Origin of the sequence: Bifidobacterium pseudolongum subsp. globosum (genome assembly GCF_000741295.1) — a bacterium.
GTDB classification, from domain to species: Bacteria; Actinomycetota; Actinomycetes; order Actinomycetales; family Bifidobacteriaceae; genus Bifidobacterium; species Bifidobacterium globosum.
Genome location: NZ_JGZG01000004.1, coordinates 18,674 through 45,562, shown reverse-complemented (window position 1 = coordinate 45,562; position 26,889 = coordinate 18,674). Strand labels below are relative to the sequence as shown.

At 65.5% G+C, this 26,889-nt stretch carries 26 protein-coding genes and 2 tRNA genes; 13 read left to right on the top strand and 15 right to left on the bottom strand.

Going from position 1 to position 26,889, the window contains the following annotated elements; genetic code table 11:
• Window positions 1-273 precede the first annotated feature (273 nt).
• Window positions 274-1,902 carry a signal recognition particle protein gene (gene ffh / locus BPSG_RS01945; protein WP_026643745.1) on the bottom strand — a complete coding sequence of 543 codons (1,629 nt, stop codon included), beginning with the start codon at window positions 1,900-1,902 and terminating at the stop codon, window positions 274-276.
• A gap of 138 nt (window positions 1,903-2,040) precedes the next feature.
• Here ffh and BPSG_RS01940 point away from each other — a divergent pair, with 138 nt between their 5' ends.
• The gene (locus BPSG_RS01940) at window positions 2,041-2,946 is read left to right on the top strand and encodes a cation transporter (protein WP_026643744.1); all 906 of its coding nucleotides are present in this window, start codon (window positions 2,041-2,043) and stop codon (window positions 2,944-2,946) included.
• 542 nt (window positions 2,947-3,488) lie between these two features.
• A complete protein-coding gene (locus BPSG_RS01935; protein WP_051592034.1) occupies window positions 3,489-4,106 on the top strand; it encodes an ArsR/SmtB family transcription factor in 618 nt (205 codons plus the stop codon).
• Window positions 4,107-4,149: 43 nt separating this feature from the next.
• On the opposite strand, the gene BPSG_RS08805 is transcribed toward BPSG_RS01935, so the two are convergent.
• On the bottom strand, window positions 4,150-4,380 hold the full coding sequence (locus tag BPSG_RS08805) for a hypothetical protein (protein WP_225531680.1): 231 nt from the start codon (window positions 4,378-4,380) through the stop codon (window positions 4,150-4,152).
• A gap of 11 nt (window positions 4,381-4,391) precedes the next feature.
• Here BPSG_RS08805 and BPSG_RS08800 point away from each other — a divergent pair, with 11 nt between their 5' ends.
• Entirely contained in the window at window positions 4,392-4,760 is a 369-nt protein-coding gene (locus BPSG_RS08800) for an MFS transporter (protein ID WP_225531679.1), read from the top strand.
• Entirely contained in the window at window positions 4,718-5,275 is a 558-nt protein-coding gene (locus BPSG_RS08795; protein ID WP_238548923.1) for a hypothetical protein, read from the top strand. The genes BPSG_RS08800 and BPSG_RS08795 overlap by 43 nt, the downstream gene beginning before the upstream one ends.
• Before the next feature lie 5 nt (window positions 5,276-5,280).
• Here the strand turns inward: BPSG_RS08795 and cysS are convergent, their stop codons facing one another.
• The 10 genes from cysS to coaD all read right to left on the bottom strand — a co-directional run bounded on the left by cysS (window position 5,281) and on the right by coaD (window position 15,906).
• Window positions 5,281-6,930, bottom strand: coding sequence for a cysteine--tRNA ligase (gene cysS / locus BPSG_RS01925; RefSeq protein ID WP_026643742.1), 1,650 nt, complete (start codon window positions 6,928-6,930; stop codon window positions 5,281-5,283).
• A gap of 38 nt (window positions 6,931-6,968) precedes the next feature.
• Complete coding sequence (locus BPSG_RS08960; RefSeq protein ID WP_026643741.1) at window positions 6,969-9,149, bottom strand: ABC-F family ATP-binding cassette domain-containing protein; 2,181 nt, start codon at window positions 9,147-9,149, stop codon at window positions 6,969-6,971.
• Between the two features lie 55 nt (window positions 9,150-9,204).
• A complete protein-coding gene (locus tag BPSG_RS01915; protein WP_026643740.1) occupies window positions 9,205-9,933 on the bottom strand; it encodes a type 1 glutamine amidotransferase in 729 nt (242 codons plus the stop codon).
• A gap of 286 nt (window positions 9,934-10,219) precedes the next feature.
• Window positions 10,220-10,774, bottom strand: a complete 555-nt coding sequence (gene ilvN / locus BPSG_RS01910) for an acetolactate synthase small subunit (protein ID WP_026643739.1) — start codon at window positions 10,772-10,774, stop codon at window positions 10,220-10,222.
• Between the two features lie 14 nt (window positions 10,775-10,788).
• Complete coding sequence (locus BPSG_RS01905) at window positions 10,789-12,699, bottom strand: acetolactate synthase large subunit (RefSeq protein ID WP_051592033.1); 1,911 nt, start codon at window positions 12,697-12,699, stop codon at window positions 10,789-10,791.
• 144 nt (window positions 12,700-12,843) lie between these two features.
• Window positions 12,844-13,575 carry a ribonuclease III gene (rnc, locus tag BPSG_RS01900; RefSeq protein ID WP_022858327.1) on the bottom strand — a complete coding sequence of 244 codons (732 nt, stop codon included), beginning with the start codon at window positions 13,573-13,575 and terminating at the stop codon, window positions 12,844-12,846.
• 112 nt (window positions 13,576-13,687) lie between these two features.
• Window positions 13,688-13,882: a 50S ribosomal protein L32 gene (gene rpmF / locus BPSG_RS01895; RefSeq protein WP_022858328.1), complete on the bottom strand. Its 195-nt coding sequence runs from the start codon at window positions 13,880-13,882 to the stop codon at window positions 13,688-13,690.
• Window positions 13,883-13,954: 72 nt separating this feature from the next.
• Window positions 13,955-14,560, bottom strand: coding sequence for a YceD family protein (locus BPSG_RS01890; RefSeq protein ID WP_026643738.1), 606 nt, complete (start codon window positions 14,558-14,560; stop codon window positions 13,955-13,957).
• A gap of 96 nt (window positions 14,561-14,656) precedes the next feature.
• Entirely contained in the window at window positions 14,657-15,361 is a 705-nt protein-coding gene (locus tag BPSG_RS01885) for an ATP synthase subunit B family protein (RefSeq protein ID WP_371836397.1), read from the bottom strand.
• A 35-nt stretch (window positions 15,362-15,396) separates the two neighbouring features.
• A complete protein-coding gene (gene coaD, locus BPSG_RS01880; RefSeq protein WP_022858331.1) occupies window positions 15,397-15,906 on the bottom strand; it encodes a pantetheine-phosphate adenylyltransferase in 510 nt (169 codons plus the stop codon).
• Between the two features lie 181 nt (window positions 15,907-16,087).
• Between coaD and BPSG_RS01875 the strand changes: the two genes are divergently transcribed.
• Window positions 16,088-16,393 (top strand): DUF3039 domain-containing protein, encoded by a 306-nt coding sequence (locus tag BPSG_RS01875; RefSeq protein WP_026643737.1) that lies wholly within the window; start codon window positions 16,088-16,090, stop codon window positions 16,391-16,393.
• A gap of 84 nt (window positions 16,394-16,477) precedes the next feature.
• On the opposite strand, the gene BPSG_RS01870 is transcribed toward BPSG_RS01875, so the two are convergent.
• Both BPSG_RS01870 and BPSG_RS01865 read right to left on the bottom strand, forming a co-directional pair.
• Window positions 16,478-17,485: an aldo/keto reductase gene (locus BPSG_RS01870; protein WP_026643736.1), complete on the bottom strand. Its 1,008-nt coding sequence runs from the start codon at window positions 17,483-17,485 to the stop codon at window positions 16,478-16,480.
• A 48-nt stretch (window positions 17,486-17,533) separates the two neighbouring features.
• Window positions 17,534-18,907, bottom strand: a complete 1,374-nt coding sequence (locus BPSG_RS01865; RefSeq protein WP_051592032.1) for a nicotinate phosphoribosyltransferase — start codon at window positions 18,905-18,907, stop codon at window positions 17,534-17,536.
• A gap of 130 nt (window positions 18,908-19,037) precedes the next feature.
• On the opposite strand from BPSG_RS01865, the gene BPSG_RS01860 reads away from it, so the two are divergent.
• From BPSG_RS01860 to BPSG_RS01840, 5 genes are all read left to right on the top strand, one after another.
• Window positions 19,038-19,664 (top strand): Pr6Pr family membrane protein, encoded by a 627-nt coding sequence (locus BPSG_RS01860; protein ID WP_026643734.1) that lies wholly within the window; start codon window positions 19,038-19,040, stop codon window positions 19,662-19,664.
• A 108-nt stretch (window positions 19,665-19,772) separates the two neighbouring features.
• Window positions 19,773-20,528 carry a ribonuclease PH gene (gene rph, locus BPSG_RS01855; protein WP_033502234.1) on the top strand — a complete coding sequence of 252 codons (756 nt, stop codon included), beginning with the start codon at window positions 19,773-19,775 and terminating at the stop codon, window positions 20,526-20,528.
• Between the two features lie 35 nt (window positions 20,529-20,563).
• Window positions 20,564-21,229, top strand: coding sequence for a non-canonical purine NTP pyrophosphatase (locus BPSG_RS01850; protein WP_026643732.1), 666 nt, complete (start codon window positions 20,564-20,566; stop codon window positions 21,227-21,229).
• A 15-nt stretch (window positions 21,230-21,244) separates the two neighbouring features.
• A complete protein-coding gene (locus BPSG_RS01845; RefSeq protein ID WP_026643731.1) occupies window positions 21,245-22,525 on the top strand; it encodes an aminoacyltransferase in 1,281 nt (426 codons plus the stop codon).
• Window positions 22,522-23,796: an aminoacyltransferase gene (locus BPSG_RS01840; RefSeq protein WP_033502218.1), complete on the top strand. Its 1,275-nt coding sequence runs from the start codon at window positions 22,522-22,524 to the stop codon at window positions 23,794-23,796. Before BPSG_RS01845 ends, BPSG_RS01840 begins: the two co-directional genes overlap by 4 nt.
• A 7-nt stretch (window positions 23,797-23,803) precedes the next feature.
• On the opposite strand, the gene BPSG_RS01835 is transcribed toward BPSG_RS01840, so the two are convergent.
• Window positions 23,804-24,814, bottom strand: coding sequence for an AEC family transporter (locus BPSG_RS01835; protein ID WP_026643729.1), 1,011 nt, complete (start codon window positions 24,812-24,814; stop codon window positions 23,804-23,806).
• Between the two features lie 321 nt (window positions 24,815-25,135).
• On the opposite strand from BPSG_RS01835, the gene BPSG_RS01830 reads away from it, so the two are divergent.
• From BPSG_RS01830 to BPSG_RS01820, 3 genes are all read left to right on the top strand, one after another.
• A tRNA-Thr gene (locus BPSG_RS01830) sits at window positions 25,136-25,211 on the top strand.
• Between the two features lie 44 nt (window positions 25,212-25,255).
• A tRNA-Leu gene (locus BPSG_RS01825) sits at window positions 25,256-25,337 on the top strand.
• A gap of 295 nt (window positions 25,338-25,632) precedes the next feature.
• Window positions 25,633-26,844, top strand: coding sequence for a mannose-1-phosphate guanylyltransferase (locus BPSG_RS01820; protein ID WP_026643728.1), 1,212 nt, complete (start codon window positions 25,633-25,635; stop codon window positions 26,842-26,844).
• Window positions 26,845-26,889 lie beyond the last annotated feature (45 nt).

The following is a 26,889-nucleotide window of genomic DNA, read 5'->3' as shown; positions in this document are numbered from 1 at the left end:
AACAAGCATGTGGCCACGTGGATTTTCTCCGTTTACGTCACTGCATTCGCTGTTTTGGCCACCATTTTCGCTGTTATGGTCACTTTTTTGCTGTATTTGTGACGTAAACGGCGAAAACAATGACCAAAACAGCGAAAACCTAGACAAATCGCACGCAGGATGGGGCTGGTGGCCGGCGGTCGCAGGGGCTGGTGGCCAGCGGTAGAGGCTGCTGGCCACCAGCAAAGGCTGCTCGGCGCCACCCGACTTGGTTGGTGGTGCCGAGCAGAGGGGTCAGCCAAGGAGGCCGCTCAGGCCGCCACCCAAGTTCGGCGGGATTTCGCCGCCGAAGGCGTCCTGCAGGCCTTCCGGCAGCTGCGGGGTACCCTGCTTCTTTGCGAACGCCGAACCCCCCGAGCTCGGCTTGCCCGAAAGGCGTGCGCGCAACGCCTGCTCTTCGGCCTCGCGCTTCATCGGATTGCCCGACTTGGAGCCGCCCTTCTTGCCTTTCTTGCCCTTTTTGCCTTTCTTGCCGCCGCCGGGGCCGCCCATGCCCGGGAATCCGCCCATGCCGGCCTTGTTGCTCATGCGCTTCATCATCTTCGCCGCCTGCTCGAAGCGCTGCAGCAGCGCATTGACCGCGGAGACGGTGACGCCCGAACCATACGCGATACGCGCACGGCGCGAACCGTCGATGATCTTCGGGTCGCGGCGCTCTTCGGGGGTCATCGAGCGGATGATCGCCTCGGTGCGGTCAATCTCGCGCTCATCGAACTGTTCGAGTTCCTTGCGGTGCTGCGCCATGCCCGGAATCATGCCGAGCAGCGACTTCATCGAGCCGAGCTTGCGCACCTGCTGCAGCTGGGCCAAGAAGTCGTCCAGCCCGAAGCTGCCTTCCGCCATCTTCGCGGCGGCCTCGCGCGTCTGCTCCTCGTCGAATTCGCGCTGCGCCTGCTCGATGAGCGTGAGGATGTCGCCCATGTCGAGGATGCGCGAGGCCATGCGGTCGGGGTGGAACACCTCGAAGTCCTTGAGGCCTTCGCCGTTCGATGCGAACAGGATCGGCTTGCCGGTCACCGACGCCACCGAAAGCGCCGCGCCACCACGGGCGTCGCCGTCGAGCTTGGAGAGCACCACGCCCGTGAAGTCCACGCCTTTGTCGAACGCCTGGGCGGTGCGCACGGCGTCCTGGCCAATCATCGCGTCGATCACGAACAGGATCTCGTTCGGCTGCACGGCGTCGCGGATGTCGCGCGCCTGCTGCATCAGTGTCTCGTCCACGCCGAGTCGGCCGGCGGTATCGATGATCACCGTGTCGTACAGCTTCTGCCGCGCGTATTCAATCGAGTCGCGCGCTACCTTCACCGGGTCGCCGGTGGTCTCGCCCGGAGCGGAAACGGCGTCGCCGCCCGCGGACTGCACGCCCTTCTCCGGCGCGTAGACCGGCACGCCGGCGCGCTCGCCGACCACCTCGAGCTGCGTCACCGCGTTCGGACGCTGCAGATCGGCCGCCACGAGCAGCGGCGTGTGCCCGGAATCCTTGAGCCAGTAGCCGAGCTTGCCCGCGAGCGTCGTCTTGCCGGCGCCCTGCAGACCCGCGAGCATGATGATTGTGGGCGGATTCTTCGCGAAGTTGAGCGGGCGATCGACGCCCTGGCCCAGGATGTCGGTGAGCTCGTCATTGACGATCTTCACCACCTGCTGCGCCGGATTGAGCGCTTCGGAGACCTCGGCGCCGAGCGCGCGGTCGCGTACGCGCGCGGTGAATGAGCGCACCACGTCGAGTGAGACGTCGGCATCGAGCAACGCGCGGCGGATTTCGCGGATCGTGCCGTCGATGTCCGCTTCGGAAAGCTTGCCTTTGCTCTTGAGATGCTTGAACGCATTCGAGAGCCTGTCTGTAAGAGAACTAAATGCTGCCATAATGAGCCAATTCTAGCCGTTGCGTGGGAAAAGGGGCGGGATTGTGTGGGGGCTGTGAGGCATGCTGTTTTGGTCTGCGCATAACCGCGCGCGGCGGCTAAGCTGAATACGTTGAGTGCCGAGCGAAGGAGTGTGCGCATGCATCAGAAGAAAATCGAGCAGCAGGCGTTGAAGGTGGGCATCGTCGTCAATATCGTCATGGTGCTCGCCGGGTTCTTCGTGTTCTTCCTCACCGGCCTCAAGGCCATGTTCCTCGACGCCTCGTTCACGGTGATCTCGGTGATCTCCGGCGGCGTCGCCGCGTATCTGTCCAAGAAGACAGTGCGCGTGAGCGACCGGTTCCCCAACGGCATGTTCGCACTCGAGCCGATCTACGCGATCTGCAAATCGATCTTCACGATCTGCCTGCTGCTGTTCTCGTTCCTCGACGTGCTGCGCGTGGCGATCGACTATTTCGCGTACGGCGAGGGCGAGCGGCTCAGCTTCGGCCCGGTGATCATCTACCAAATCGCGGCCGTGGCGGTGTGTCTCGTGCTCGTGGGGTATTACCGCGCGCGCAACCGGTCAATCGGCAACGCGAGCCTCATGCTCAAAGCGGAGGCGAACGGCACGTGGATCGACGGCATGATCTCGCTCGGCATTGGCATTGTGGCGGTGCTGCTGTACTTCCTTCCCAGTGGCACGCCGTTCGATTTTCTGCACTACACCGGCGATTTCTTCATCACCACAATCATTGTGCTGCTCACGATCAAGGAGCCGGTCACGGTGCTGCGCGACGCGTTTGTGGAGCTCGTCGGCGGCACACACGACGACGAGGAGATCTCCGGTTTTGTGACGCGCGAAGTCGAGGCGCATCTGCCGGCGGGCATCCAGATGGAGAAGATCCACGTGTTCAAGACGGGCATGAACTTCGATGTGGACATCTTCATCGGCAGCACGAAGGGCACCGTGCAGATGGAGGAGCTCGTCGGCGCGCGCCAGACGATTGAACAGGCGTTGGAGCCGAAGCTGCACATCGTCAACGTGGACTTCGTGTTCGAGTAGGCGGCGCGCCGTTGGATTATTGGCTGTCGGTGGCTGGACGGTAGCTGCCGGCAGCCTTTTTGTGCGTCCGCATGGCAGTATGTGGCTGGCCACTAGACGTCAATGGTCATAGTGGTGGGCTGTGATGGCTGTACATGGTTAGCCACTATCCGCGCACGTCCATCACCGCGGTCCATTACAGCTGTATGTTGCTAGCCGGTAGACGCCTACTGCCGTCTCCGTCGAGCATTATGGCTGTGCGTTGCTAGCCGGTAGCCATCGACGGCTATGGCAGTGCGCTGTAGGGCTTCTGCGTCGGATGCTGGCCGCACACGCCATGCCATCCACAGCCGGCTCGTTCTCTGCTACGGGTAGTGCTTCGCCTGCTACGGGTAGTGGAAAATGGCCCAAAACTTGTTGTAAGTCGATAAATATGCACTACCCGTAGCTCAGGAGGCACTGCCCGTAGCGGGGGGGCTTTGCAGTCCCATCTGGGTACTTTCTTGAAGCACAAATCATTTGTACAAATATTTTGTATAACAGGTTGTGTGAAAGGAGAAGCGATGACGGAACAGCGAATGAAAGTGGATGACGGTCCGGCGCCTGCGGAGTCGGAGGAGGCGCTCAAGTGCATGGCGCATCCAGCCCGCATGCGGCTGCTCGGCGCACTGCGGGTCGGTGGCGTGCGGACGGTCGGGGAGCTCAGCGCTGCCACCGGTGAGGCGCCGGGCGCGGTGAGTTACCACCTTGCGCAGCTCGCGAAAGTCGGGCTTGTCGAAAAAGCGGCGTCGCCCGATGGAGACAAACGCAAAAGCTACTGGAAATCCTGCCATCACGCGACAAATGTACAGCCAGACAGTGCGGACGCAGACGTCATCGACGCATTCAGCCGCACGGCGGCGCTCACCTATCAAATGGCGTATGAGCGGTTCCTCGACGTGCTGCCCACGCTGCCGCAGGAGTGGGCGCAGACGTGCGGTGCGAACGACCGCGTGCTGCGGCTCACCGCGGAGGAGACGCGCACGATGGTGGAAGACCTCAACGTGGTGATGCATAAATGGGAGCAGTTGAGCGACGCCCGCAGGGCGGCTGCCGAACGTGGCACTGGCGCCGCCGCAGACAAGGAGACCGCCGTCGAACCGGTCGCCGTGGTGCAGCAGGTGTTCCGATGGGTGCCGTGACCGAGACGTCCGCCGCGCGCCGCTCGTTCTGGCGCGCGCCGAATTACGCCGCTTGGTTCACCGCGGACACGGCATCCGCCGCGGGTGGGTCGCTGCGTGCGCTCGCCGTGAGCCTTGCCGGATACGCGGTCTCCGGGTCGACGGCCGCCGCAGGCTGGCTCGGCACTGCCGCGCTCATCGCGCAGCAGGTGGCGAGCGTGTTCGGCGGCGCGTGCGTCGACCGCCATGAGCGCCGCACACTGATCGTCATCAACGCGGCGGTCGGTGTGTGCACATGGGGGGAGTGTGGCGGCGCTGTTCGCGGCGCGCATGCTCACCTACCCGCTGCTGCTCGTGATTGCCACGCTTGGTTCTGCGGTCAGCGGCTTTCTTGGTAGTGCGACCGATGCGATGCTCCGCTCTATCATCGGCGTGCGCGACTACTCGAAAGCGCTCAGTCTCAACCGTGGGCGAGACGCGACAATCAGCATCGCCGGCAATCCCGTCGGCGGATTCCTCTGCGGCGTCGCGCCTTGGCTGCCGTTCCTCGTGACGGCGTGCCTGTATGCGCTTTCCGGTGCGGCCGCGCGCCGCATGCGCCCACCGCGCGGCCGTCGTTCTTCGGCGACTTTGTGGGTGGATGGTCGTGGTCGCTGCGCAAACCGCTGCTCGTGACGGTCATGATTGCGGCGGCGGTGCTCAATTATGGCGTCAGCGGCATCGCCGCGACGATGCTCGTCGGCGCGTTCGCCGCGGCACGGTTGAGCGACCGCGTGCCAGTCGGCGGTTGCATCTGCGTCAGTTTTGTGTTCCTGTGCGTGTGCGTGGCGCCGATGCTGTTCGCGTATGGGCCTGGCGCATCGCGTGGCGCGTCGTATGCGCTTGTGTTCGTTGCGAATGCGGTGATGGGTCTGCCGTTCCCGATCATCGACGCGCTACTGCTCGGCTTCGTGTATGCCAAGGCGCCAACGTCGATGCAGGGCAGAATCGCCGTTTCGCTCACCGTGCCTGCGCAGGCACTCGCGGCATTCTCCAGCGTGAGCGCTGGCGCACTGCTGCCTGTGCTCGGCTTCCGCAGCACCATTGCGGTGTTCTTGGCGACGCTTGCACTGTCCACCGTGATGGTGCTGTGCAGTGCGCGCATCCGCCGCATCCCGCGCGCCGACGGCTGGGATACGGCGGAACTGTAGCTAGGTCAGTCGAGGGACCAAGTCGAGCCGTTGGGGCCGTCTTCGATTGTGATGCCGAGGGCCGCAAGGTCGTCGCGGATCTTGTCGGCGGCCGCGAAATCCTTCGCCTTGCGGGCCGCGGCGCGCGCCTCGAGCTGTGCGTCGATGAGGCGCGCGAGCGCGTCCTGTGCCGCCGAGGCGCCGCCCGCTTCGTCGCCGCCGCTGACCCACGGCTCGGCGAGCGGATCGAGGCCGAGTGTGTCGAGCATCGCGCGCACATTGACAAGCGTGGTGCGCAGGGCTGCGCGCTTGTCGCTTTCGGCGTCGTCCACGAGCTCGGTGAGCTGCGTGTTGCCGGCGCGCACCTGCGTGAAGATCGCGGCTGTTGCACGTGAAACATTGATGTCGTCATTCATCGCGGCCACAAAATCCACCGGCAGGTCGTCGGCGGAAACACCGGTGATTTCCTCGCGCGACGGCTGCTCGCCGAGCGCCTCGGCGGCGTGCTCGATGAAGTTCGTGATGCGGTCGTAGGCGGCCTGCGCCTCGGCGAGCGTCTGATCGGACCACTCGAGCATCGACCGGTACTGCACCGAGCCGAGCGCGTAACGCACGACCCACGCCGAATGCTCCTTGAGCACGACAGGCACCGAGAGTCCGTTGCCCAAGGACTTGCTCATCTTCTCGCCCTTCGCGGTGACCCACGCCGAGTGCATCCAGCGGTTCGCCGTGCGGTAACCGGCCGCGCGCGTCTGCGCCATCTCGTTTTCGTGGTGCGGGAAGCGCAGGTCGAGGCCGCCGCCGTGGATGTCGAACATGCCGTCGAGGTAGCGGTAGCTCATCGCCGAGCATTCGATGTGCCAGCCGGGGCGGCCGGTGCCGAACGGCGTCTTCCAGCGCGCGTCGGCCGGGTCGGTGGCCTTCGGGCGCTTCCACAGCGCGAAGTCGCGCGGGTCGCGCTTGTCTTCGGAAAGGTCGGCCGGATCGACCGGATTGTACTTGTCTTCGCCGGTGGCGTCCACCGATGGCCCCATGCGGTCGGCCACGGCCGCCGCCTCGTCGACCTCGGTGGTCTGCTTCTGGTGCGTGAGCTCGCCGTAGTGCGGCCACGACGCCACGTCGAAGTAGACATCGCCGGTGAGCTCGCCGTGCTCGTCACGCACCACGTAGGCATGGCCGTTGTCGATGATGCGCTCGATCAGGTGGATCATGTCCATGATGTGCCCGGTGGCGCGCGGCTCATACGTCGGCGGCAGCACGCCCAGCTGCTCGTATGCCCCGGTGAATTCGCGCTCGTAGTGGTAGGCGCGCGCCCACCAGCGCTGCCCGGCCGCCGCGGCTTTGTCGAGGATCTTGTCGTCGATGTCGGTCACATTGCGGATGAACGTGACGCGGTAGCCGAGCCTGAGGAACCAACGGCGGATGATGTCGAACGCCACGCCGGCGCGGATGTGCCCGATGTGCGGCGAGCTTTGCACGGTGGCGCCGCACACGTACATGCCCACCTTGCCCGGCTGGATGGGCTCGAACCGCGAGACCCCATGCGTCGCCGTGTCGTAGAGCTTGAGGTCGACGGCCGCATTCGCGACGCCCTCGTTGCCGGCCTGAAGTGTCTCGGCGAACTGCGAATCCGTGAAAGTGCTGGAATTGCCTGCTTCGTGGGTATGCTCGGTCATGGTTCGAGCGTACGTAGACAACTAGACGAGTGCGGCCGCTACTGGCCCATTTGCTCGGAAAGGTCGAGCCATTCGGCTTCGAGACCGTCCGATTCCGCCGCGAGCGCCTGCAATTGCCCGTTGAGCTCGTTGAGGCCGGCGTAGTCGCTCGGGTCGTGGGCCGCCATCTGCGCTTCGAGCTGCTCTTTCTGCGTTGCGATTTTCTCGAGCTTGCGTTCGATCGCCGATACGCGCCGCGAGGCGTCGGCGTAGGCCTTGCCGCTGAGCTTCGGCGCTTCCGGTTCGGTGGTGGTGCCAGCAGACGCGGCGTCGGCTGAACCGCCGCCATTGGCGGGGGAGTCACCTCCGGTCACCGGGGCGTCCGCGGCGCCCTTCAGCCCCAGCGGGTCCTCGCCGCGCTTGAGTTGCTCCACCATGTCGAGGTAGTCCTGCACGCCGCCCGGCAGGTGGCGCACCTTGCCGCCGATGAGCGCGAACTGCTCGTCGGTCACACGCTCGAGCAGATAGCGGTCGTGGCTCACCACGATCAGCGTGCCCGGCCATGTGTCGAGCAGGTCCTCCATCACGGCCAGCATGTCGGTGTCCAGATCGTTGCCCGGCTCGTCCATGATCAGCACGTTCGGCTCGTCGAGCAAAATCAGCAGCAGCTGCATGCGGCGCTTCTGACCGCCCGAAAGGTCGCGGATCGGCGTCATGAGCTGCGCCGCCTCAAACCCGAGCCGCTCCATGAGCTGGCCCGGCGTCACCTCTTTGCCGTCCACGATGTAGCTGGGTTTGTACCGGCTCAGCACTTCCTTGACCTTGTATTTGCCGAGCTTCTCCAGCTCGTCGAGCCGCTGCGAGAGCACGGCGAAGCGCACGGTCTTGCCGATGTTCACGCGCCCGGCCGTGGGCGTGAGCGTGCCGTCGAGGATCTTGAGCAGCGTCGATTTGCCCGCGCCGTTCGCGCCGACGATGCCAAAGCGGTCGCCCGGTCCGATGAGCCACGTCACGTCGTCGAGGATCTTGCGCCCGCTCACCGTGATCTCCACGGCCGCACTCGTCTCCTCAGCGTCCGCATCGCCGCGCGTGCCGCGCAACGCGTTGATCTCGCCCGCCGGCTCGTGGGGCGTCAGCCCGTGCTCGGCGGCGACCTCGCCCGCGCGCGCACCGAATGCGGACGCGAGCCGCGGGTCGTCGGCGTCGTCGACGGCGATTGTGACGCTGCCGAACACTTGCGGTTCCTGCACCATCGGCTCCACCACGTCCACGGTGCTCGCCGACCGCGCGCTCGCCGCGAGCGCCGCCGCATCGGGGTCGATGTCGGCATACGCGCCCTGCTCGCGGTCGTAGACCTGCGTCACGTCGACCAGATCCACGACCTGCTTGCCCAGGCGCGCGGTGGCCATCTGCTTGAGTTCCAACGTGTTGCGCATCGGCGGCACATCCGCGATGAGTTCGGTGGCCGCCTTGACGTGGAATTTCTGCTTTGTGGACCGTGCGCGCGCTCCGCGCGAGAGCCACGCGAGCTCCTTGCGCGCCAAGTTGCGGCGCTTGGTCTCGCGCACGTCGGCCTGCCGGTCACGCTCCACACGCTGCAGCATGTAGGCGCTGTAGCCGCCTTCGAACGGTTCGATCTGCCCGTCGTGCACTTCCCACATCGATTCGCACACTTCGTCAAGGAACCAGCGGTCGTGCGTCACGAGCAGCAGTGCACCGGTGCCGCGGCTCCACCGGTTCTTGAGGTGTTCGGCGAGCCAGTGAATGGTGATCACATCCAGATGATTCGTGGGCTCGTCGAGCGCCAGGATGTCCCAGTCCTTGAGCAGCAGGCGCGCCAAGTCGGCGCGGCGCCGCTGCCCACCGGAGAGCGAGCCGATTTTCGCGTCGAGGTTCATGCCGCCCAGCAGCGCCTCCACGATCTCACGCGACTGCTGCTGCGACGCCCATTCGTAGTCTTCGCGCCCTTCGAGCGCGGCTTCGCGCAGTGTCGCATTGTCGTCGAGCGCATCGCGCTGCGTGAGCATGCCGAAGGTCAGGCCGTTGCGGCGCGTCACACGCCCGGAATCGGGCTCCTGTGTGCCGTCGAGCAGCTTGAGCAGCGTGGATTTGCCGTCGCCGTTGCGGCCCACGATGCCAATGCGGTCGCCTTCGAACACGCCTTGCGTGACGTCGGTGAACACGGTTTTTGTGGCGAATGCGAGCGATACATGCTCAAGTCCCAGGTCATAAGTCGGCATAGTGTTCCACTGTAATGAGACCGCGGTAAATCACTGTGCTGGAGCTGCGCGCCGGCTAGTTCATCAGCGAGCGCGCGTAGGTGTTGCAGCGCGCGGCGAACCCGGAGAACACCTGCTCGGCGAGCGGCTGCAGCTGGCCGTAGATCGCGGCGTAGGCGTCGCGCAGTTGGGATTTGGACCCGCCCGACGCTTTGAGCTGCTTGACCATGGCGGGTTCGTCGAGCCACTCCTCGAGCAGCTGCGGCGTGACTTCGAGATGGAACTGCATGCCGAGGGCCGACCCGAAACGGAACGCCTGCATTTTGGTCTCGGCGGACCGGGCGAGCAGTTGCGCGCCTTCGGGCAGGGTGACGGCGTCGGTGTGCCAGTGCAGCACGTCGAGTTGTTTGCTCCACATGGAGAAGTAGTCGTGGCGCTCCATGCGTTTGATCGGCATCACGCCGATTTCTGGCGTGCCGTTGCGCTTGAGTTTGGCCCCCAATGCCGTGGCGATGATCTGGTGGCCCAGGCACACGCCGAGCACGGGTTTGCCCACGCTCACGGCGGCGCGCACGAGTTTGGCTTCAGCTTTGAGCCCGGGGTAGTCGTCGAAGTCGGTCGCGCCCATCGGGCCGCCCATCAGCACCACGCCGGCCACTTCGTCGAAGTCCGGCATGTCCGGTTTTTTGTGTGTGGTGATGTTCAGCGTCTGCGTGGGCAGGTCGATCTCTTCGAGGTCGGTGAGGATGCGCCCTGGTTTTTCCCATGCGGCATGCTGAAGGATCAGAACTTCCGGTTTGCTCATAGCCACTATTGTGCCATCTGCCCGGACGAGGCGGCGGCCGCCTACTACCCAGCCGCATTTCGCCGTTTGCGTCACTGGATTCGCCGTTTTGGTCACTGTTTTCGCTGTTATCGTCACTTTTGAGCCGGATTCCTGACGATAATGGCGAAAACAGTGACCAAAACGGCGAAAACACAACGATGTGGTGGTGTACAGGCCGCTGCGAACCTGGGCTCCCGATATGCAGGAACGCCGTGCACCGTGCATGGGGCGGATGCCCCGCGCACGGTGCACGGCGTTCCTGCGTTCAGCGGCCGGTGATTTCGGACCCGACCACCTTCTCGCTCAGCGCGCGCGGGCCGCGGGTCATCGCGACGGCGCCCGAGCGCACGAGCTCGATGATGCCGTAATGCTCGAGCAGTCCGAGCAGCGCGTCGATCTTGCCGCCCGCGCCGGTCGCCTCGATCGTGAGCGATTCGGGGTTCACATCCACCACGCGCACGCGGAACAGGCGCACGATCTCGAGCACGTCGGAGCGGTTCGACTCGTCGGCGGCCACCTTGATCAGCACGAGTTCGCGCTCCACGGTCGTCGTGGGGTCAAGGTCGACGATCTTGAGCACATGGAGCAGTTTGTTGAGCTGCTTGATGATCTGCTCGAGCGGCACGTCCTCCACGTCGGCGGTCACGGTGACGCGCGAGATGTCGGGGCGTTCGGTCGGTGAGACCGAAAGCGAATTGATGTTGAACGCGCGGCGTGCGAACAGCCCGGCGATGCGCGCGAGCACGCCCGGTCGGTTTTCCACGAGCACCGACAGCGTGTGACGCTGGGAACCCGGCTTGGATGCAGGATAGGATGTCATCTGCGGCGCCCCTTTCAGTTGTTTTCCTCGGTGGTGTCCGGCTCGTCTTGCAGGCTCACGTTGCCCTGCGGGTTGAGCAGCGGCTTGATGCCCGGCATGTAGGTCACGTTGTCGTTGGCGTCGCCGGCGGCGATCATCGGCCACACCATCGCGTCTTTCCACACGTGGAAGTCGATGAGTACCGGCCGGTCGTTAATTTCGTTCGCCTTGCGGATGCACTCGATGGCCTCTTCCTTCGTGCGCGCGCGCAGCCCCACGCAGCCGTAGGCTTCGGCGAGCTTGACGAAGTCCGGCACGCCCACGAGCCCGGTCTTCTCCTCCTCATGGAGGATCGTGGCCGAATAGTGCTTCTCGTAGAAGAGCGTCTGCCATTGGCGCACCATGCCGTACACGGAGTTGTTGAGCAGCGCGATCTTGATCGGCGTGCCTTCCATGAACGCGGTGGCGAGTTCTTCGCTCGTCATCTGGAACGAACCGTCGCCGTCGATGAGCCACACCGGCTTCTTGCCGTCGAAATACTGCTGCGAGCCGATTTCGGCGCCGATCGCGGCGGGCAGACCGAAGCCCATCGTGCCCAGGCCGCCCGACGAGATCCACTGGTGCGGGTGGTGGAACTCGATGAGCTGCGTGGCCCACATCTGGTGCTGGCCCACGCCCGAGACCCAGATCGTGTTCGGGTCCGCCTCGGCCGAAAGCTGCTGCACGACCCACTGCGGGGCGAGCGTACCGTCCGTCGGCTCCTCGTACGCCACCGGATACTGCTCCACCCACTTGTCGAGCAACTTCCACCATGTCGTCAGATCCGGCTTGCCGTACTCCTTGTGCAGCTGCTCGATCTGCGGGATCAATGCCTGCAGCACGGTTTTCACATCGCCCACGATCGGCACGTCCGCCACGCGGTTCTTGCCGATCTCCGCCGGGTCGATGTCGATGTGGATCACGCGCGCGCCCGGGGCGAAGGCCTCGAGCTTGCCGGTCACGCGGTCGTCGAAGCGCGCGCCGATCGCCACGAGCAGGTCGGAGCGCTGCACGGCGCCGGTCGCCGCGATCGTGCCGTGCATGCCGAGCATGCCGAGCACCGCCGGGTCGTCGTCGGGCACGATGCCGCGCGCGGGCAGCGTCGTCACAATCGGCGCGCCGGTCAGGTCGCTCAGCGCCTTGATCTCATTGCCGGCGTCGGAACGCACGGCGCCGCCGCCCACATACAGCACGGGGCGGAACGAGCGCTGGAACATGCGCGCGGCGTCGGCAAGCACGTGGCCGTGCGCTTCGGTCACCGGGTTATAGCCGGGCAGGATCATGCGCTGCGGCCACGAATAATACATCTCGCCGTTCTGCGCAGTCTTCGTCAGGTCGACGACGACGGGGCCGGGGCGGCCGGAGCGCGCGATGTAATGCGCTTCGGCGAGCACGCGCGGCACGTCCTGCGCATTGGTGACGAGGTACGAATGCTTGGCCACCGGGTAGGTGGCGCCCACGATGTCGGCCTCCTGGAACGCGTCGGTGCCGATCGAGTCGACGCCCACCTGGCCGGTGATCACCACCATCGGGATCGAATCCATGTTCGCGTCGGCGATCGCCGTGATGATGTTCGTGGCGCCGGGCCCGGACGTGACGATGCACACGCCCACCTCACCCGTGGCCACGGCGTAGCCTTCGGCGGCATGTCCCGCGGCCTGCTCATGGCGCGCGAGGATGAACCGGAACCCGGTCTGGTCGTTGATCGCGTGATATACGGGCAGGATTGCGCCTCCCGGGATGCCGAACACGTCTTTGACTCCCAGGTCCTCCAGCGAGCGTACCAGCGCTTGCGCGCCGGTCATCTTCTCTCCGTCGGCGATGGTGCGCTTGTGCTGATCTGCGGCGGATTTGTTCACGCCGCGGAACGCCTGCAGGGGTGTAGGTGACACTGCTTTCCCTCTCATTGATAGTACGGCTGGGGCTGGCCCCACGATTGCAGCCATACTACTGGACGCACGCGGTGCGTGGGGAGCGGTGACCGAATGCTGAATCGAGATATGGACGCGCGCGCCACACCCGTCGGCGCGCGTCGCAGATGGCTCACGCCGCTACTTGCCGCGCGCGTCGAGCTTCTTCCACCCCTCTTCGGCGGCGGCGAGCTGCGCCTTGCGCTTGCTCGTGCCGGTGCCGGTGCCGATGATCTCGATCGAATCGCCGAGCATGGCGCGCGCCGTGAACACCGGCGCATATTCGGGGCCGGCCACCGACATCTGGTACCGCGGCTCGCCGAGGCCCATCTGATGCGCCTTCACGGTGAGCGACGTCTTCCAATCGAGCGCCGGGCCCTCGCTCGCGACTTCGGCGAGCGTGTCGTCGATCAGGTGATGCACGACCTTGCGCGCCTCGTCGATGCCGTGTTCCACGAACGTGGCTCCGATGAGCGACTCGACGATGTCGCACAGGATCGAGCTTTTCTCGGCGCCGCCCTGTTCGCGCTCGCCGTGGCCGAGCAGGATGTAGGGGCTCACGTGCAGTTTGTCGCGTGCGATGGCGCTCAGTTCCTCTTCGGAGACGGCCTTGGCGCGGATCTTGGCGAGCTGGCCTTCGGTCATGTCGGGGTGGCGTGAGAACAGCGTCTCTGTGGTGACGAGCTCGAGCACGGCGTCGCCGAGGAACTCGAGCCGCTCGTAGTTCTTGACGCCGGGGTGCTCGTGCGAGAACGAGCGGTGCGTGAGCGCCTCCACGAGCAGGTCCGGCTGCAACGTGGTGCCGAGCGCGGCGAGCAGTTCGCTGGAAGGTGATGTGGTGTCTGTGCTTACCCGAACGGAATGTGAACTCATAGTTGGCATACTACTCGGTGCCGTAACGGGGCGCCGGGCGCGCCGATGCATAGAAAAAACGCCCTGCCACCCGTCGATGGCAGGGCGTTGAGCGTCAGTGAACCGCCTGGATTCAGCGCGAATGCGTGGCGCGGATGGCCTCGCGGTAGACGCGGCCGCGGTAGGAACCGCAGGTCGGGCAGGCCATGTGGGCCAGGGTCGGAGCGCCGCAGTTCGGGCAGCTGATCGTCTGGGCGGCCTTGGCCTTCCAGGTGGAGCGACGCGTGCGCGTGTTGGCGCGCGACATCTTGTACTTTGGCAGTGCCATAGTCGTATCCTCTGTTTCGTTCGAACAATATGAGCTTAAGCGTTCAGCATGTTAACACAGCTGCGGTACAACTCAGGCGTCGCCCTGCTCTTCCGCCTCGAGCTGCTCCTTGAGCGCGGCCAGACCGGCGAACCGCATGTCGGCCATCTTGTGCTCGTGCTCGGGGTGCTCGTTGAGGTCCACGCCGCACTGCGGGCACAGGCCCTTGCAATCCGGGCGGCACAATGGCTGCAGCGGCAGCGCGTCGACGAAGGTGTCGCGGATCAGCGCTTCGATGTCGGCGAACGCGCCGCGGTCGATCAGCGGGTACACGTCCTCCGCCTCGTCTTCACCGGCGAAGATCTCCACTTCCTCGTCCTTGTCTTTGCCGTCGTCCGGCTGCTCCTCGAAGGGGAAGAACGCGGTCGCCTGCGCCGTCCAGTCGCGGTCGAGCGGCGTGTCGCAGCGCGTGCACACGGCGTGCACCGGCGCGGTGAAGCTGCCGGTGAAGATCAGCCCGTCCACGATCGAGTCGAACCGCCCGCGCACCTGCACGTCGCTGCCTTCGGTGACGCCGACGATCGTGTCGCCGATGCCGCCCGGCGCGGGGAACGCCTTGTCGATCTCCATCGACTGCCCTGCGCGCGAACCGATCTGCGCCACGGGAATCGTCCAATCCGTGTATGTGACTCGTGCCATGTGACTGCTCTCTCCATTTCCTCGTGCCGGGCCATGCGGGCCCAGTCTGCTGCTTGGTTCAATCGCCTGCGCGCGCGTGGTATTCCACGCCGCCGGCTATTCGTTCGGGTAGTCGTCCTCGTCGAGCCGCGGCAGCTGCTCGGCGGCCTTCTGCTGTCGGTCTTCGAGCACCTTGAGCCCCGCCTGCACGTCGCGCTCCAGCTTGTGCAGCTGTTCTTCGAGGTCGTTCATCACGCCGATGCAGTAGCGGTCGGCGCCCTGTGTCAGGTGGTCGGATTTGCTCTGCGCCTTGTCGAGCATCGAGCGCGCCTTTTCGCGCGCCAGCTGTGTCACGTTTTCCTGGCTCGCCATGAAGCGCACCTGGTCGTTCGCATCGCGCACCATGTCGGCGGCGCGGCTCTGCGCGGACGTGATGATCACGTTCGCCTGGCTTTGCGCGTCGGCGAGCCGGCGCTCGGCTTCGCGCATGAGTGCGGACGCGCGCTCGAGCTGCACAGGGAGCATCGATTTGAGCGACTGCAGCTGTTCGAGGAAGTCGTCGCGGTCGATCTTGACGGCCGTGGGCGAGAAGATCGAGCCTTTCGCTTCGTCGAGCATGCGTTCCATCGCGTCGATCGCGTCGTATACGGTGGTGAACTCCGCCTGTTCGCGCGCCGGTGTGGCACCGCCGTCATCGGCGTGGTTCTCGCGCAGGTCGGGCAGGTCGTCCATCGAGAATCGCCGGCGTGGCGCGGGAGCCGCGGGTTCGGCGCCGGCGGTCTGGGCGTCCGGCTCGGGGTGTGGATCGGTCATGTCCGTCATGGGTGTGCTCCTTCTTGCCTCTCTGTGGCCTCGGTTTACCGCTGTGCCGCTGTGGCCGGCCGTTCGGCGTGCAGCGCGGTGTACAGCATGGGGATCACGTAGTCGGGCACCATGCCGGTCACATCGCCGCCGTGGCGCGCCACGTCTTTGACGACCGAGCTTGAGATGTGCTCGAGGGCTGGCGCGGCGGGCAGGAACATCGTTTCGATGCCGGCGAGCTTGCGGTTCACGAGCGCCATGCCCAGTTCAGCCTCGTAATCGCCGTTCTGGCGCAGGCCCTTGACAATCACCGGCGCGCCGACCTTGGTGCAGTAGTCGGTGATCAGACCTTCGGTGGAGCTGACGACCACGTTGTGGCACTGCATGTCGGCGAGCGCATGGCGGATGATATCCACGCGTTCGTCTTCGGTGAACAGCGGCGTCTTCGCCGCATTGATCGCCACGACCACATGCACTTCGGTGAACAGGCGCGCGCATCGTTGGATCACGTCGAGATGGCCGATTGTCACAGGGTCATAGGAACCGGGGCATACTGCAATAGTCATACGCACTAGAGTACTGTGCGGCGCGCCTGAACCGGGGCGTTTCGCCCGTTTTTTCGCTCTTGGTGCCCTACGCGCGCGCAGATGCCGGCCATGCGTGCCACAATGGAGGGCACATGGCAGGCTTTTGCACGGGCCGCGCGGTTGGCGCGCACCGTGCGCACATACAGAAACGGAGAGATCGATGAGTGCATGGATGGATGGCCTTGATGACGATCCGCTGTTCGCGCCCGATTCGGGCGGTAGCACCGCGGTGCTCGAACGCCCGGTCGAAGAGGAGCAGGAGCAGCGCAGCAACGATGGCGAAGGCGACCGTTTCGCGCATTACGTCTCGCGCGAGCGCATTGCCGAATCGCGCCTGACCGGCCGGCCGGTCGTGGCGCTGTGCGGCAAGGTGTGGGTGCCGAAGCACGACCCGAAGAACTACCCGGTGTGCCCGGAGTGCAAGCGCATCTTCGAGGAGTATGGCGCCGGCGGCGGTGGGTTCTAACCCCGCCGTGCCCGCAGCACACTGCGCACGCCTTGCATACACCACTGCCCGTAGCAGTCTCTCCCGCTACGGGCAGTGGTGTTTTCATGCGCCGGTGATCTCGTTGATGCGCTGCAGTTCCTCTTGCGTGAAGTCGGTGTTGTCGATCGCGGTCAGGTCGTCGAGGACCTGCTCCGGTTTCGAGGCGCCCACGAGCACCGTCGTGACCGCCTCGTCGTGCAGCAGCCAGGCGAGCGCCATCTGCGCGAGTGACTGGCCGCGCGCCTGGGCCAGGCCGTTGAGCGCGCGGATCTGCCCGATCTTCTCGTCGAGCTGGGCCTGGTGCAGGAACCGGCCGTCGTGTGCGATGCGGCTGTCGGCGGGGATGCCGTGCAGGTAGCGGTCCGACAGCAGGCCCTGGTCGAGCGGCGAGAACGTGACGAGCCCCTTGCCGAGTTTGCGCGTGGCTTCTTTCAACCCGTTGCGTTCGATTGTGCGGTCGAACATGTTGTAGCGGTTCTGGTTCACGATGAACGGCACGTGCATCGCGTCGAGCAGCTGCGTGGCGCGTTCGAGCGTCGGGCCGTCGTAGTTCGACAGTCCCGCGTAGAGCGCACGGCCCGACGTGACGGCCGCGGCGAGCGCGCCCATCGACTCCTCGAGCGGCGTCTCCGGGTCCATGCAGTGGTGGTAGAACACGTCCACATAGTCCAGCCCGAGCCGCGCGAGCGACTGGTCGAGGCTCGCCAGCAGGTATTTGCGGCTGCCGCCGGCGCCGTACGGACCCTCCCACATCTCGAACCCGGCCTTGGTGGCGATCACGAGCTCGTCGCGGTGCGCGCGCAGGTGCCGGCGCAGGATCTGCCCGAAGTTGCGTTCCGCCGCGCCTGGTTCGGGGCCGTAGTTGTTGGCCAGGTCGAAATAGGTGATGCCATTGTCGAAGGCGGTGAACACCACCTGCTGCATCTGGCCCATCGGCGTCAGGTCGCCGAAGTTGTGCCACAGGCCGAGCGCCACCTGCGGCAGGCGCAGGCCGCTCGTGCCGCAGCGCATGTAGTCCATCGACGCGTAGCGCGTGGGGTCGGGTGTATAGACATGGGTCGGTTCGAGCATCGTCACTTCATCCTCAATGGGTTGTGTACGGGTTGTGCAGGCCGCGCGTCACTGCGGCAGCACGGTCGTCTCGGTGGGGATCACCGGGTCGCCGCGCATGAGCGACTGCGCGGTGATCGGCAGTTCGCTCAGCGACTGCGCGTGGTAGTCGCGCGCGTTGATGATCGCGTCATGCCCGCGCCACTGGTCGTCGATCTGCCCGTGGTCCACATAGTCTACGAGCAGGTTCTTCCACCCTTCTCCCGGCGCGAAATCGGCGAGCGCCTGCGCACTGCCCGCGATCACATGCTCGCAGCTCGCGAGCGAGTATTCGTACGAGCGGAACGCGAGCTTGCGCCCCGGCACGGTGGCTTTGTCCTTCGACTTCTTCGCCACCGGCTCCATCACGCCGTGTGCGCCCATGCGCTCGGTCAGCTTGTAGACCATCGCGCACGTGGGGGCGCCCGAACCGGTGACGAGCTGCGTGCCGACGCCGTACGAATCGACCGGCGCGGTCTGCAGCGCGGCGATCGCGTATTCGTCGAGGTCGTTCGTCACCGTGATCTTCGTGTTGACCGCGCCGAGCGCGTCGAGCTGGTTGCGTACGCGCTGGGCGAGCGCCGCCAGGTCGCCCGAGTCGATGCGCACACCGCCGAGCTCCGGTCCGGCCACTTCCACTGCCGTACGCACGGCCTCCTCGATGTTGTACGTGTCGACGAGCAGTGTCGTGTTCTTGCCGAGCGCGGCGATCTGCGATTCGAACGCGGCGCGCTCGCTGTCGTGCACGAGGGTGAAGCAGTGCGCGGCCGTGCCGATCGCGGTCAGGCCGTACAGCTGCGCGGCGAGCAGATTCGCCGTGCCCTTGAACCCGCCGACGATCGACGCGCGCGCCGCCGCCACGGCCGCCCACTCGTTGGTGCGCCGGCCGCCCATGTCCATGCACGGGCGGTTCTTCGCGGCCGAGGTCATGCGCGAGGCCGCGGCGGCCACCGCGGAATCGTAGTTGAGGATCGACAGGATCAGCGTTTCGAGCAGCGTGCACTCGCCGAACGTGCCTTCGACCTGCAGAATCGGCGAATTGGGGAAGTACGCCTCGCCTTCGCGGTAGCCGCGGATCGTGCCGTTGAAATGGTAGTTCTCAAGCCAGGCGATCGTCTCTTTGTCCACGATGTGGCGGTCGGACAGGAACCGCAGGTCCGCTTCGCTCGGATGGAACGCCTCGAGCTCGTCGAGCAGGCGCCCGATGCCGGCGACCACGCCGTAGCGGCGGCCCTCGGGCAGATGGCGCGTGAAGACCTCGAACACGCAGTCGCGATTGGCGGTGCCGTCGCGCAGCGTGGCGTCGAGCATCGTGTACTCATACATGTCGGTCATCATCGACGGATTGATCGGCCCGCTGATCGAACGGCTCAGGTCGGCGGTCTGGTTGGCTGGTGTGGGCATGGGTGGCTCCTTTTGTTGGGCTGTGTGCAGCGTTGCTCTTAGCGTAGTCGCCGCGAGCGGCAATGCGCTGCGGGCGGGTCGAGGGGTGGCGGCGCGCGGGTGGTGCAGGACTGCACGCTAAACTGGGGCCATGCGTTTTGTTGCGGGAATCTGGCGCCTGGCGATCGTGGCGCTGTGCGTGATGGGCACGTCGGAAGCGTGGACCCAGCCGAACCGTTGGGTGTATTTCACGTTCCAGACCGGCGCGCTCGTCGGCTTCGTCATGCTGTGGGCGGCCGCGGCGAGCCTTGTACACGGTGTGCAGCCGCCGGCGTGGCTCAAAGGCGCGGCCACCACCTATGCGATCGTGGTGGCGCTTGTGGCGTTCACGATGCTGCCGCCCGACGACCCGCGCACTGTGCCGCAGATCATGGGCATCATGACCAACACGATGCTGCACCGCATTGTGCCCGCCATGGTGGTGCTCGATTTTCTGCTGTTCGACGAACACCGGCGCCTCAAGGCGTCGTATCCATTGCTGTGGCTCATCTACCCGCCGCTCTACCTGACGTTCGTGCTTGTGCGCGCGTGGTGGTGGCCGCACGCCGGCCCTGGCGCCGGAGGCAGCCCCTACCCGTACGACTTCCTCAACCTGCCGGCCGTGGGCTGGGCGCAGTTCGGCATCGCGTGTCTCAAAGTGCTCGCCGCGTTCCTGGCGAGCGGCGCGGTGGTGTGCCTCGTCGACCGCGCGCTTCCCGAACACACGCTCACGAAGTAGCCATGCGCTGAACCGGCGCGCACGTACTATCCTGCAAAGAGCAACACAACCGGTGCGCCGCCGTGCGCGCACCATGAGAGGACACCCAACACCGTGGAAATCAAAGACATGCTCGAAGCCCAGACGATCATTCGCCCTGACGGCCGCGCCGTCGACGAACTGCGCCCCGTGAAGATCACCCGCAGCTTCACCGACGTGCCCGAAGGCTCCGTGCTCATCGAATGCGGCAACACGCGCGTCATGTGCACCGCCACGTTCACCTCCGGCGTGCCGCGCTGGCGCAAGGACAGCGGCCTCGGCTGGGTGACCGCGGAGTATTCGATGCTGCCGCGCGCCACCGCTGAACGCACCGACCGCGAATCCGTGCGCGGCAAGGTCGGCGGCCGCACGCACGAGATCAGCCGCCTCATCGGCCGCTGCCTGCGCGGCGTAGTCGACATGAAGGCCCTGGGCGAAAATCAGATCCAGCTCGACTGCGACGTGCTGCAGGCCGACGGCGGCACGCGCACCGCGTCGATCACCGGCGCCTACGTGGCGCTCGTCGACGCGCTGCACTGGGCGAAAAGCCAGCGCAAGATCCGCAGCGTGGAGCGCGTGCTCAAAGACAGCGTCTCCGCCGTCTCGGTCGGCGTGATCAACGGCACGCCCATGCTCGACCTGCCGTACATCGAAGACAGCCAGGCCATGACCGACATGAACGTGGCGATGACCGGATCGGGCGACTTCATCGAGATCCAAGGCACCGCCGAACACCGCCCGTTCTCGCGCGCCGAACTCAATGAACTGCTCGACCTGGCCACCAAAGGCAACCGCGAACTGCAGCGCGCGCAGGCCGACGCGCTCGCCGAACTCGCCGAGCACTGATCATCCAGTCACATCAACGCAGCAAGGAGCACACCGTGAAGATTGTCGTCGCCACGCACAACGAAGGAAAACTCGTCGAGATCCGCAACATCCTCAACGAGCAACTCAGCGCCGCCGCGCAGGGCATCGAGCTCGTCTCGGCCGGCAGCCTGGACCTCGCCGACCCCGCGGAGACCGGCGTGACGTTCGAAGAGAACGCGCTGCTCAAGGCGCGGTTCGTGGCCGGCGCCACCGGCCTGCCGGCGATCGCCGACGACTCGGGCCTGATCGTGGACGTGATGGGCAACGCGCCCGGCATCCTCTCCGCGCGGTGGTCGGGCACGCACGGCGACGACGAAGCGAACAACCGCCTGCTGCTCGCGCAGATCGAAGACATCCCCGACGACGACCGCACGGCGCGCTTCCGCTGCGCCGCCGCGCTCGTGGTGCCGGTGGAGAGCGACGGCGACGGCCTCGGCGAGTTCCACGAGACCGTGGCGCTCGGCGAGATGCCCGGCACGATTTTGCGCCACCCGCACGGCATGAACGGCTTCGGCTATGACCCGATCTTCATGCCCGACGAACAGCCGCAGAGCGCGCAGGACAGCGGCGAATTGCTCACGAGCGCACAGATGACGCCCGAGCAGAAGAACGCGATCTCGCACCGCGGCAAGGCGCTACGCGCGCTTGTGCCCGCCGTCAAGGCGCTGCTCGCCGACTAGGCTGGGGAGGTATTCATGCGTGTTTTGACGTTCACCGAGCTTTCTCGGGATGATTTCGAGGCGTTCTCCGAACGCGCCGCACATGGCAACTTCCAGCAGACCGTGATGGCGGCCGATCTGCGCAAACGCAATGGCACGGCCACGCGCTTCGTCGGCGTGCGCGACGGCGCCGAGATTGTGGCGGCCGCGCTGCTGGAGACGCACGGGTCCGGCCCCGCCACGTTCTGCACGGTGCACGACGGGCCGCTGTGCGACTACGACGACCGCGAACTGACCACATTCTTCCTGGACCACTTGGCCGCGTACGCCAAGCGCCTGCACGCCGTGCACCTCGACATCACGCCCGAACAGCCGTACCGCGTGCTTGGCGCGGATGGCGGCCCGATCGCCGGTGACCCGGCGAGCAACCCGGACAACGCGATGATTGCGAACATCACCGCCGCGCACATGGCCCACGGCGGGTTCACGCGCGGCTACACGGCCGTGCCGCGTTGGCGGTTCGTCAAGGACCTCACCGGCATCGCCAGCGCGCAGCAGCTGCTCGCGTCGTTCTCGAAGCGCACGCAGTGGAGCGTCAAACGCGCGCGCAGCATGGGCGTGCGCATCCGGCAGATCGGTATGGACGAGCTGCACATCTTCTCGTCAATCGAGCAGGACACCGCCGAACGCCGGCATTTCGCCTACCGCGGCGAGGAGTATTTCCGCGAGTTCGCGCAGGCGTACGGCGAGCACGCGCATTTTCTGATCGCCGAGATCGACACACACGCCTACGCGAGCGCGATGCAGCAGAAGGCCGATGATCTGCAGCGGCTCGTGGACGATCTGGACGCGAAGATCGCCGTGCACGAGACGACCAAACTGCGCCGGCGCCACAACGAGGAGTCGAGCAATCTCGCCGCTGCGCGCAAGCGGCTCGACGAGGCGCGCGTGCTTGTGGAGCGTGGCGAGCGCCTCCCGGTCGCGGCGTCGCTGTTTGTAGACATGCCGCAAGAGGTTGTCTATCTGTTCTCCGGTTCGCTCGAGGAATACAAGCCGTTCTATGCGTCCGCGCTGATCCAGTACGAGGCGATGCTGCGGCTGTGCGTGGAGCAGGGCATCGCGCGTTACAACTTCTACGGCATCGACGGCGTGTTCGATGACCCGAACAGCGAGGGCCGCGGCGTGCTCGAGTTCAAGCAGGGGTTCAACGGGTACGTCGAGGAACTGCCCGGCGAGTTCATGCGTGTGCTGCGCCCCGCAATCTACCGGCTTGAACAGTTCGTGCACACCGTTCGTTCACGGAAGGCAGGACGATGACACAGGCAACCGCACGCCACTGGAACGTGCGCCCGTTGCGCGACGGCGAATTCGAGCAGCTCTCGCAGCGCATGGCCGAAGGCAGCTTCCAACAGTCGCTGGGCATGCGCGACATGGCGCAGTCGCACGGCGCGCGCACGTCGCTCGTCGGTGTCGTCGATGAGCATGACGAGCCGGTCGCTGGCGCGATGATCGTGTACACGCCCTCGCGCTTCGGGCCGGTCGGGTCGGTGTGGGCGGGGCCGCTGTGCGACCCGGACGACTCCGACATGGTGAGCGCGGTGAGCGAGGCGATCCTCGCGGACGGCCGGCGCCACCACGCGCTAAGCATCTCGTGCTGGCCCAACGACGTCTACCGCAGGCACCATTCCGACGGCAGCGCGGACGGCGCGGCGGACGGCGCGCTTATGCGCGACTACACGCGTGCGCACTGGCGGCACCAAGGGTTCGGCACCGGCTACGACTCGGTGATGAACCGCTGGGTCTACGTCAAGGACCTCAGCGGCATCGGCGATGAGCGCGCGTTGCTCGGGTCATACTCCAAGCGCACGCAGTGGAGCGTAAAACGCGCGCGCAGCATGGGCGTGGTGGTGCGCGAAGTGGGCGAAGACCAGTTCGGCGTGTTCGCGCGGATCGAACAGCAGACCGCAGAGCGGCGCCGGTTCGCGTTCCGCGGCGAGCAGTACTTCCATGATTTCGCGCGGGCGTTCGGTGACCGCGCGCACTTCATGATTGCGTATATCGACACCGCGCGCTATCTCGAATCCATGCAGCGCAAGGCCGATGATCTGCAGGCGCTCGTCGATTCGATCAGCGCGAAGATGCAGGCACGCGAGACGACCAAACTGCGCCGCCGGTACAACGAGGAGTCAAGCAACCTGGCCGCCGCGACCAAGCGGTTGCAGGCGGCGCGCGAACTCGCGACGCGCGGCGCCCTGCTACCGGCCGCATGCTCGCTGTTCGTGGAGCATCCAAACGAGGTCGTCTACCTGTTCTCCGGTTCGCTCGAGGAATTCAAGCCGTTCTATGCGTCCGCGCTGATCCAGCACGAGGCGATGCTGCGGCTGTGCGTGGAGCGCGGCATCGACCGGTACAATTTCTACGGCATCGACGGCGTGTTCGACGACCCGCACAGCGAAGGGCACGGCGTGCTCGAGTTCAAGCAGGGGTTCAACGGGTACGTCGAGGAACTGCCCGGCGAGTTCACGCTGCCGGTGAGCCGCGTGCGGTGCGCGGTCAAGCGGATCGCGCAGAAAGTGATCGGCGGCTGAGCGGCCTCTACAGGACGCCCGTGGCGATCAGCGCGTGTGCGCCGGTCATCGTCAGCAGGCTGATTACGGCGGTCACGGTGAGCGAGAAGCCGGCGAGTTTCGCATTGCCCAGCACCTCGTCGGTGAACAGCGTGGAGAAGACGGCGATCGGCGCCAGGCAGCACATCAGTGTGGTCTCGCGGATCATCGGACTGAACGGCAGCAGGAACCAGGCAGCGAGGCCGAACGCGATGCCAAATGGCAACCGCCAGGCGATCACCTGCAGCACGGACAGCATGTCGTGTTTGTTCGCGGGCAGGTCCATGAGCATGCCGACCATGAGCATCGCCACGCACGCGTTCGCGTTGGCGAACGGCGCGAACATGTCGGCGAGCCACGTGGGCACCGACCAGCCCGCCACCGTGAGCGCGATCATGAGCATGTAGACGTCGAACGGCACCGAGCCGACGAAGCCGCGTGCGATCGTCTTCGCGAGCGCGCGGCGGGCCAGGCGTTTGGCGTCGCGGTCGGTGGGCGGCGAGTAGGGGAGTGTCGGCGCATTGCCCGCGTGCTGTTCGGCGAGCGTGCGGCCGGGTTGGATGTGCAGGAGCGTCTGCGTCATCACATTCGTGCCGGCGGCCACCATCACGCAGTTGCCGATGTCGAACATCGCGGCGGGCACCACGGCCGCGTTGCCGAGAAACGCCTGCACCACGGGGAAGCAGAAGCAGCCGATGTTCAGGCCCGTGCCGTTGAACATGAGGAACGCGCGTTGGGCGATCGGGCGGCGTGATGTGGCGAGGTAGATGATGATGACCGGCACGAGCGCCACAATGAAGCCGTATGCGGAAAGCCACAGCAGCGAGATGTCGTGCGGGTTCTTGGCAAAGGAATAGACGATCGCGCCCGGCAGCACCAGGTCGAAGAGCGCCACCTGCACAATGCGGTAGTCGCGCGGGCCGAACAGTCTGTTGCGCTTGAACAGATAGCCCGCCACGATGATGAGCAGGAGCGCAATGGGTTGGAGCATGGCGAGCATGGTGTCGGTTCTTCCCCTGTTCTGCTACGGGTAGTGGATGCCGGGTCGGGTGTCTGGCGGTGCTGTCGCGCCGTCTGCCTCCCGTTCTTGTTCCTGTTCGTCCGTTGTGCCTTTGTGGGCTTGGGCTTCTCCTGCTACGGGTAGTGGTTGGGCTGTGTGATTGTGTTTCAATATGCGCGATCATGGTATATCGTGCGGGTGAATACCGCGTGTCGTGTGGTGCGACACGCCGTGCGCGGTTGTCTGTGCCGCCCGGATTGGACAAATCAGCGATGTTGGGTAAGATATTCTTTCTGTGCACAGATGCAAATCATGTGGCACGCCACTTTAGCTCAGTCGGTAGAGCGGCTCACTCGTAATGAGCAGGTCGACAGTTCGATTCTGTCAAGTGGCTCCATCAGGCCCTAGGTGGTGTTTGCCACCTAGGGTTTTGTACTATGCGCGCGAGTGGCGTAATTGGTAGCCGCGCAGGATTTAGGTTCCTGTGACTTCGGTCGTGTGGGTTCGAGTCCCATCTCGCGCACCTTTCCTGAGGCATCCTGTGGTTTCTGAGACTTCGCTCCGTGTTCCTCTGACGAATGTCATCTGTGGGGCCTCTGGGCATGACTTTCCTCTGTGGTTCTTTGCCGAACGTCATCCGGTGCGAGCCAATGCGTGATGACTTTCTGACGGACGTCATCGGGGGTGGTGTTTCTTCCGCTGAAGGATAGGGCCTGCGTGCGAATTGTACGCAGCATGGGCCAGACTGCGTACAATTCGTACGCAACCGCCTCACTTACCCATACCCCTGCGCCACCGGCACCGCTAAGATAATCCCCATGACCAACGGATTTGACGATTTCTACGCCATCATCCCCGCCGGCGGCACCGGCACGCGCCTGTGGCCGCTCAGCCGCGAGCGCCGGCCCAAGTTCTTCTACGACCTGCTGGGCCAGGGCCGCACGCTCATCCAATCCACCTACGACCGTCTCGCGCAGATCTGCGGCATGGACCACGTGTGCGTGAGCACCGGCGACTGCCACGTGGCCACCGTGCGCGAACAGCTGCCCGAAATCGGCGCGGACCAGATCTTCGCCGAGCCGGCGCCGCGCGACTCGACCGCGGCGATTGCGCTCGCCACCGCCGTGCTGGCGCGGCGCAACGGCGGTGACATCGTTGTCGGTTCGTTCGCCGCCGACCATGTGATCCGCGGCAAGATCGCGTTCATCGAAGCGGTGCGGCAGGCGGTGGAGACCGCGCGCGCCGGGTATGTGACCACGATTGGCATCGCCGCCTCGCGCCCGTCGACCGCGTTCGGCTACATTCACGAAGGCCCGTCGCTCGCCGAGCAGATTCCGAACGCGCCGAGCGCATGCATTGTGGAGCGGTTCGTCGAAAAGCCGAACGCCGCGACCGCGCAGGCGTATCTCTCCACGGGCGAATACCGCTGGAACGCGGGCATGTTCGTCATGCGCGCAGACGTGCTGCTCGATCATCTGCACGCGCACAAACCACAACTCGCGCGCGCGATTGATGCGATCGCCGACGCGATCATCGACGACGACCGCGCGTTCGAGCGCGCCTGCACGGAGGCGCACGAGCGCGGCGAGAACCAGCTCGAGACGGTCGCGCGCGCGGATTTCCACGAGCACCGCGACGAGGCGATGCACGCGCACTGGCCGTCGATTGAGAAGATCGCGTTCGATTATGCGGTGGCCGAACCGCTTTCGGTGGAGGGCGGCGTGGCGATGATCCCGGGCGACTTCGGTTGGGACGATGTAGGTGATTTCAACTCGGTCGCCGCGCTGCTGCCGAGCGTGAACGAGCGCAACATCAAGGTGCTTGGCAATGTGGACGACGTGGCGTATCTCGATTCGGCGGGCGACGTGGTGGTGCCGAATTCCGGGCGCACCATCGCATTGCTCGGCGTGAACGACATGGTCGTCGTCGATACGCCCGACGCGCTGCTGATCGCCCCACGTGCACGCAGCCAGGAGGTCAAGGCGATGGTCAAGCATCTCGCCGACTCCGGGCACGAGGATCTGCTGTAGGCGCCACGATTTTCCGCTGCGTGCAGCACGCGCTGCGCGGGTGTG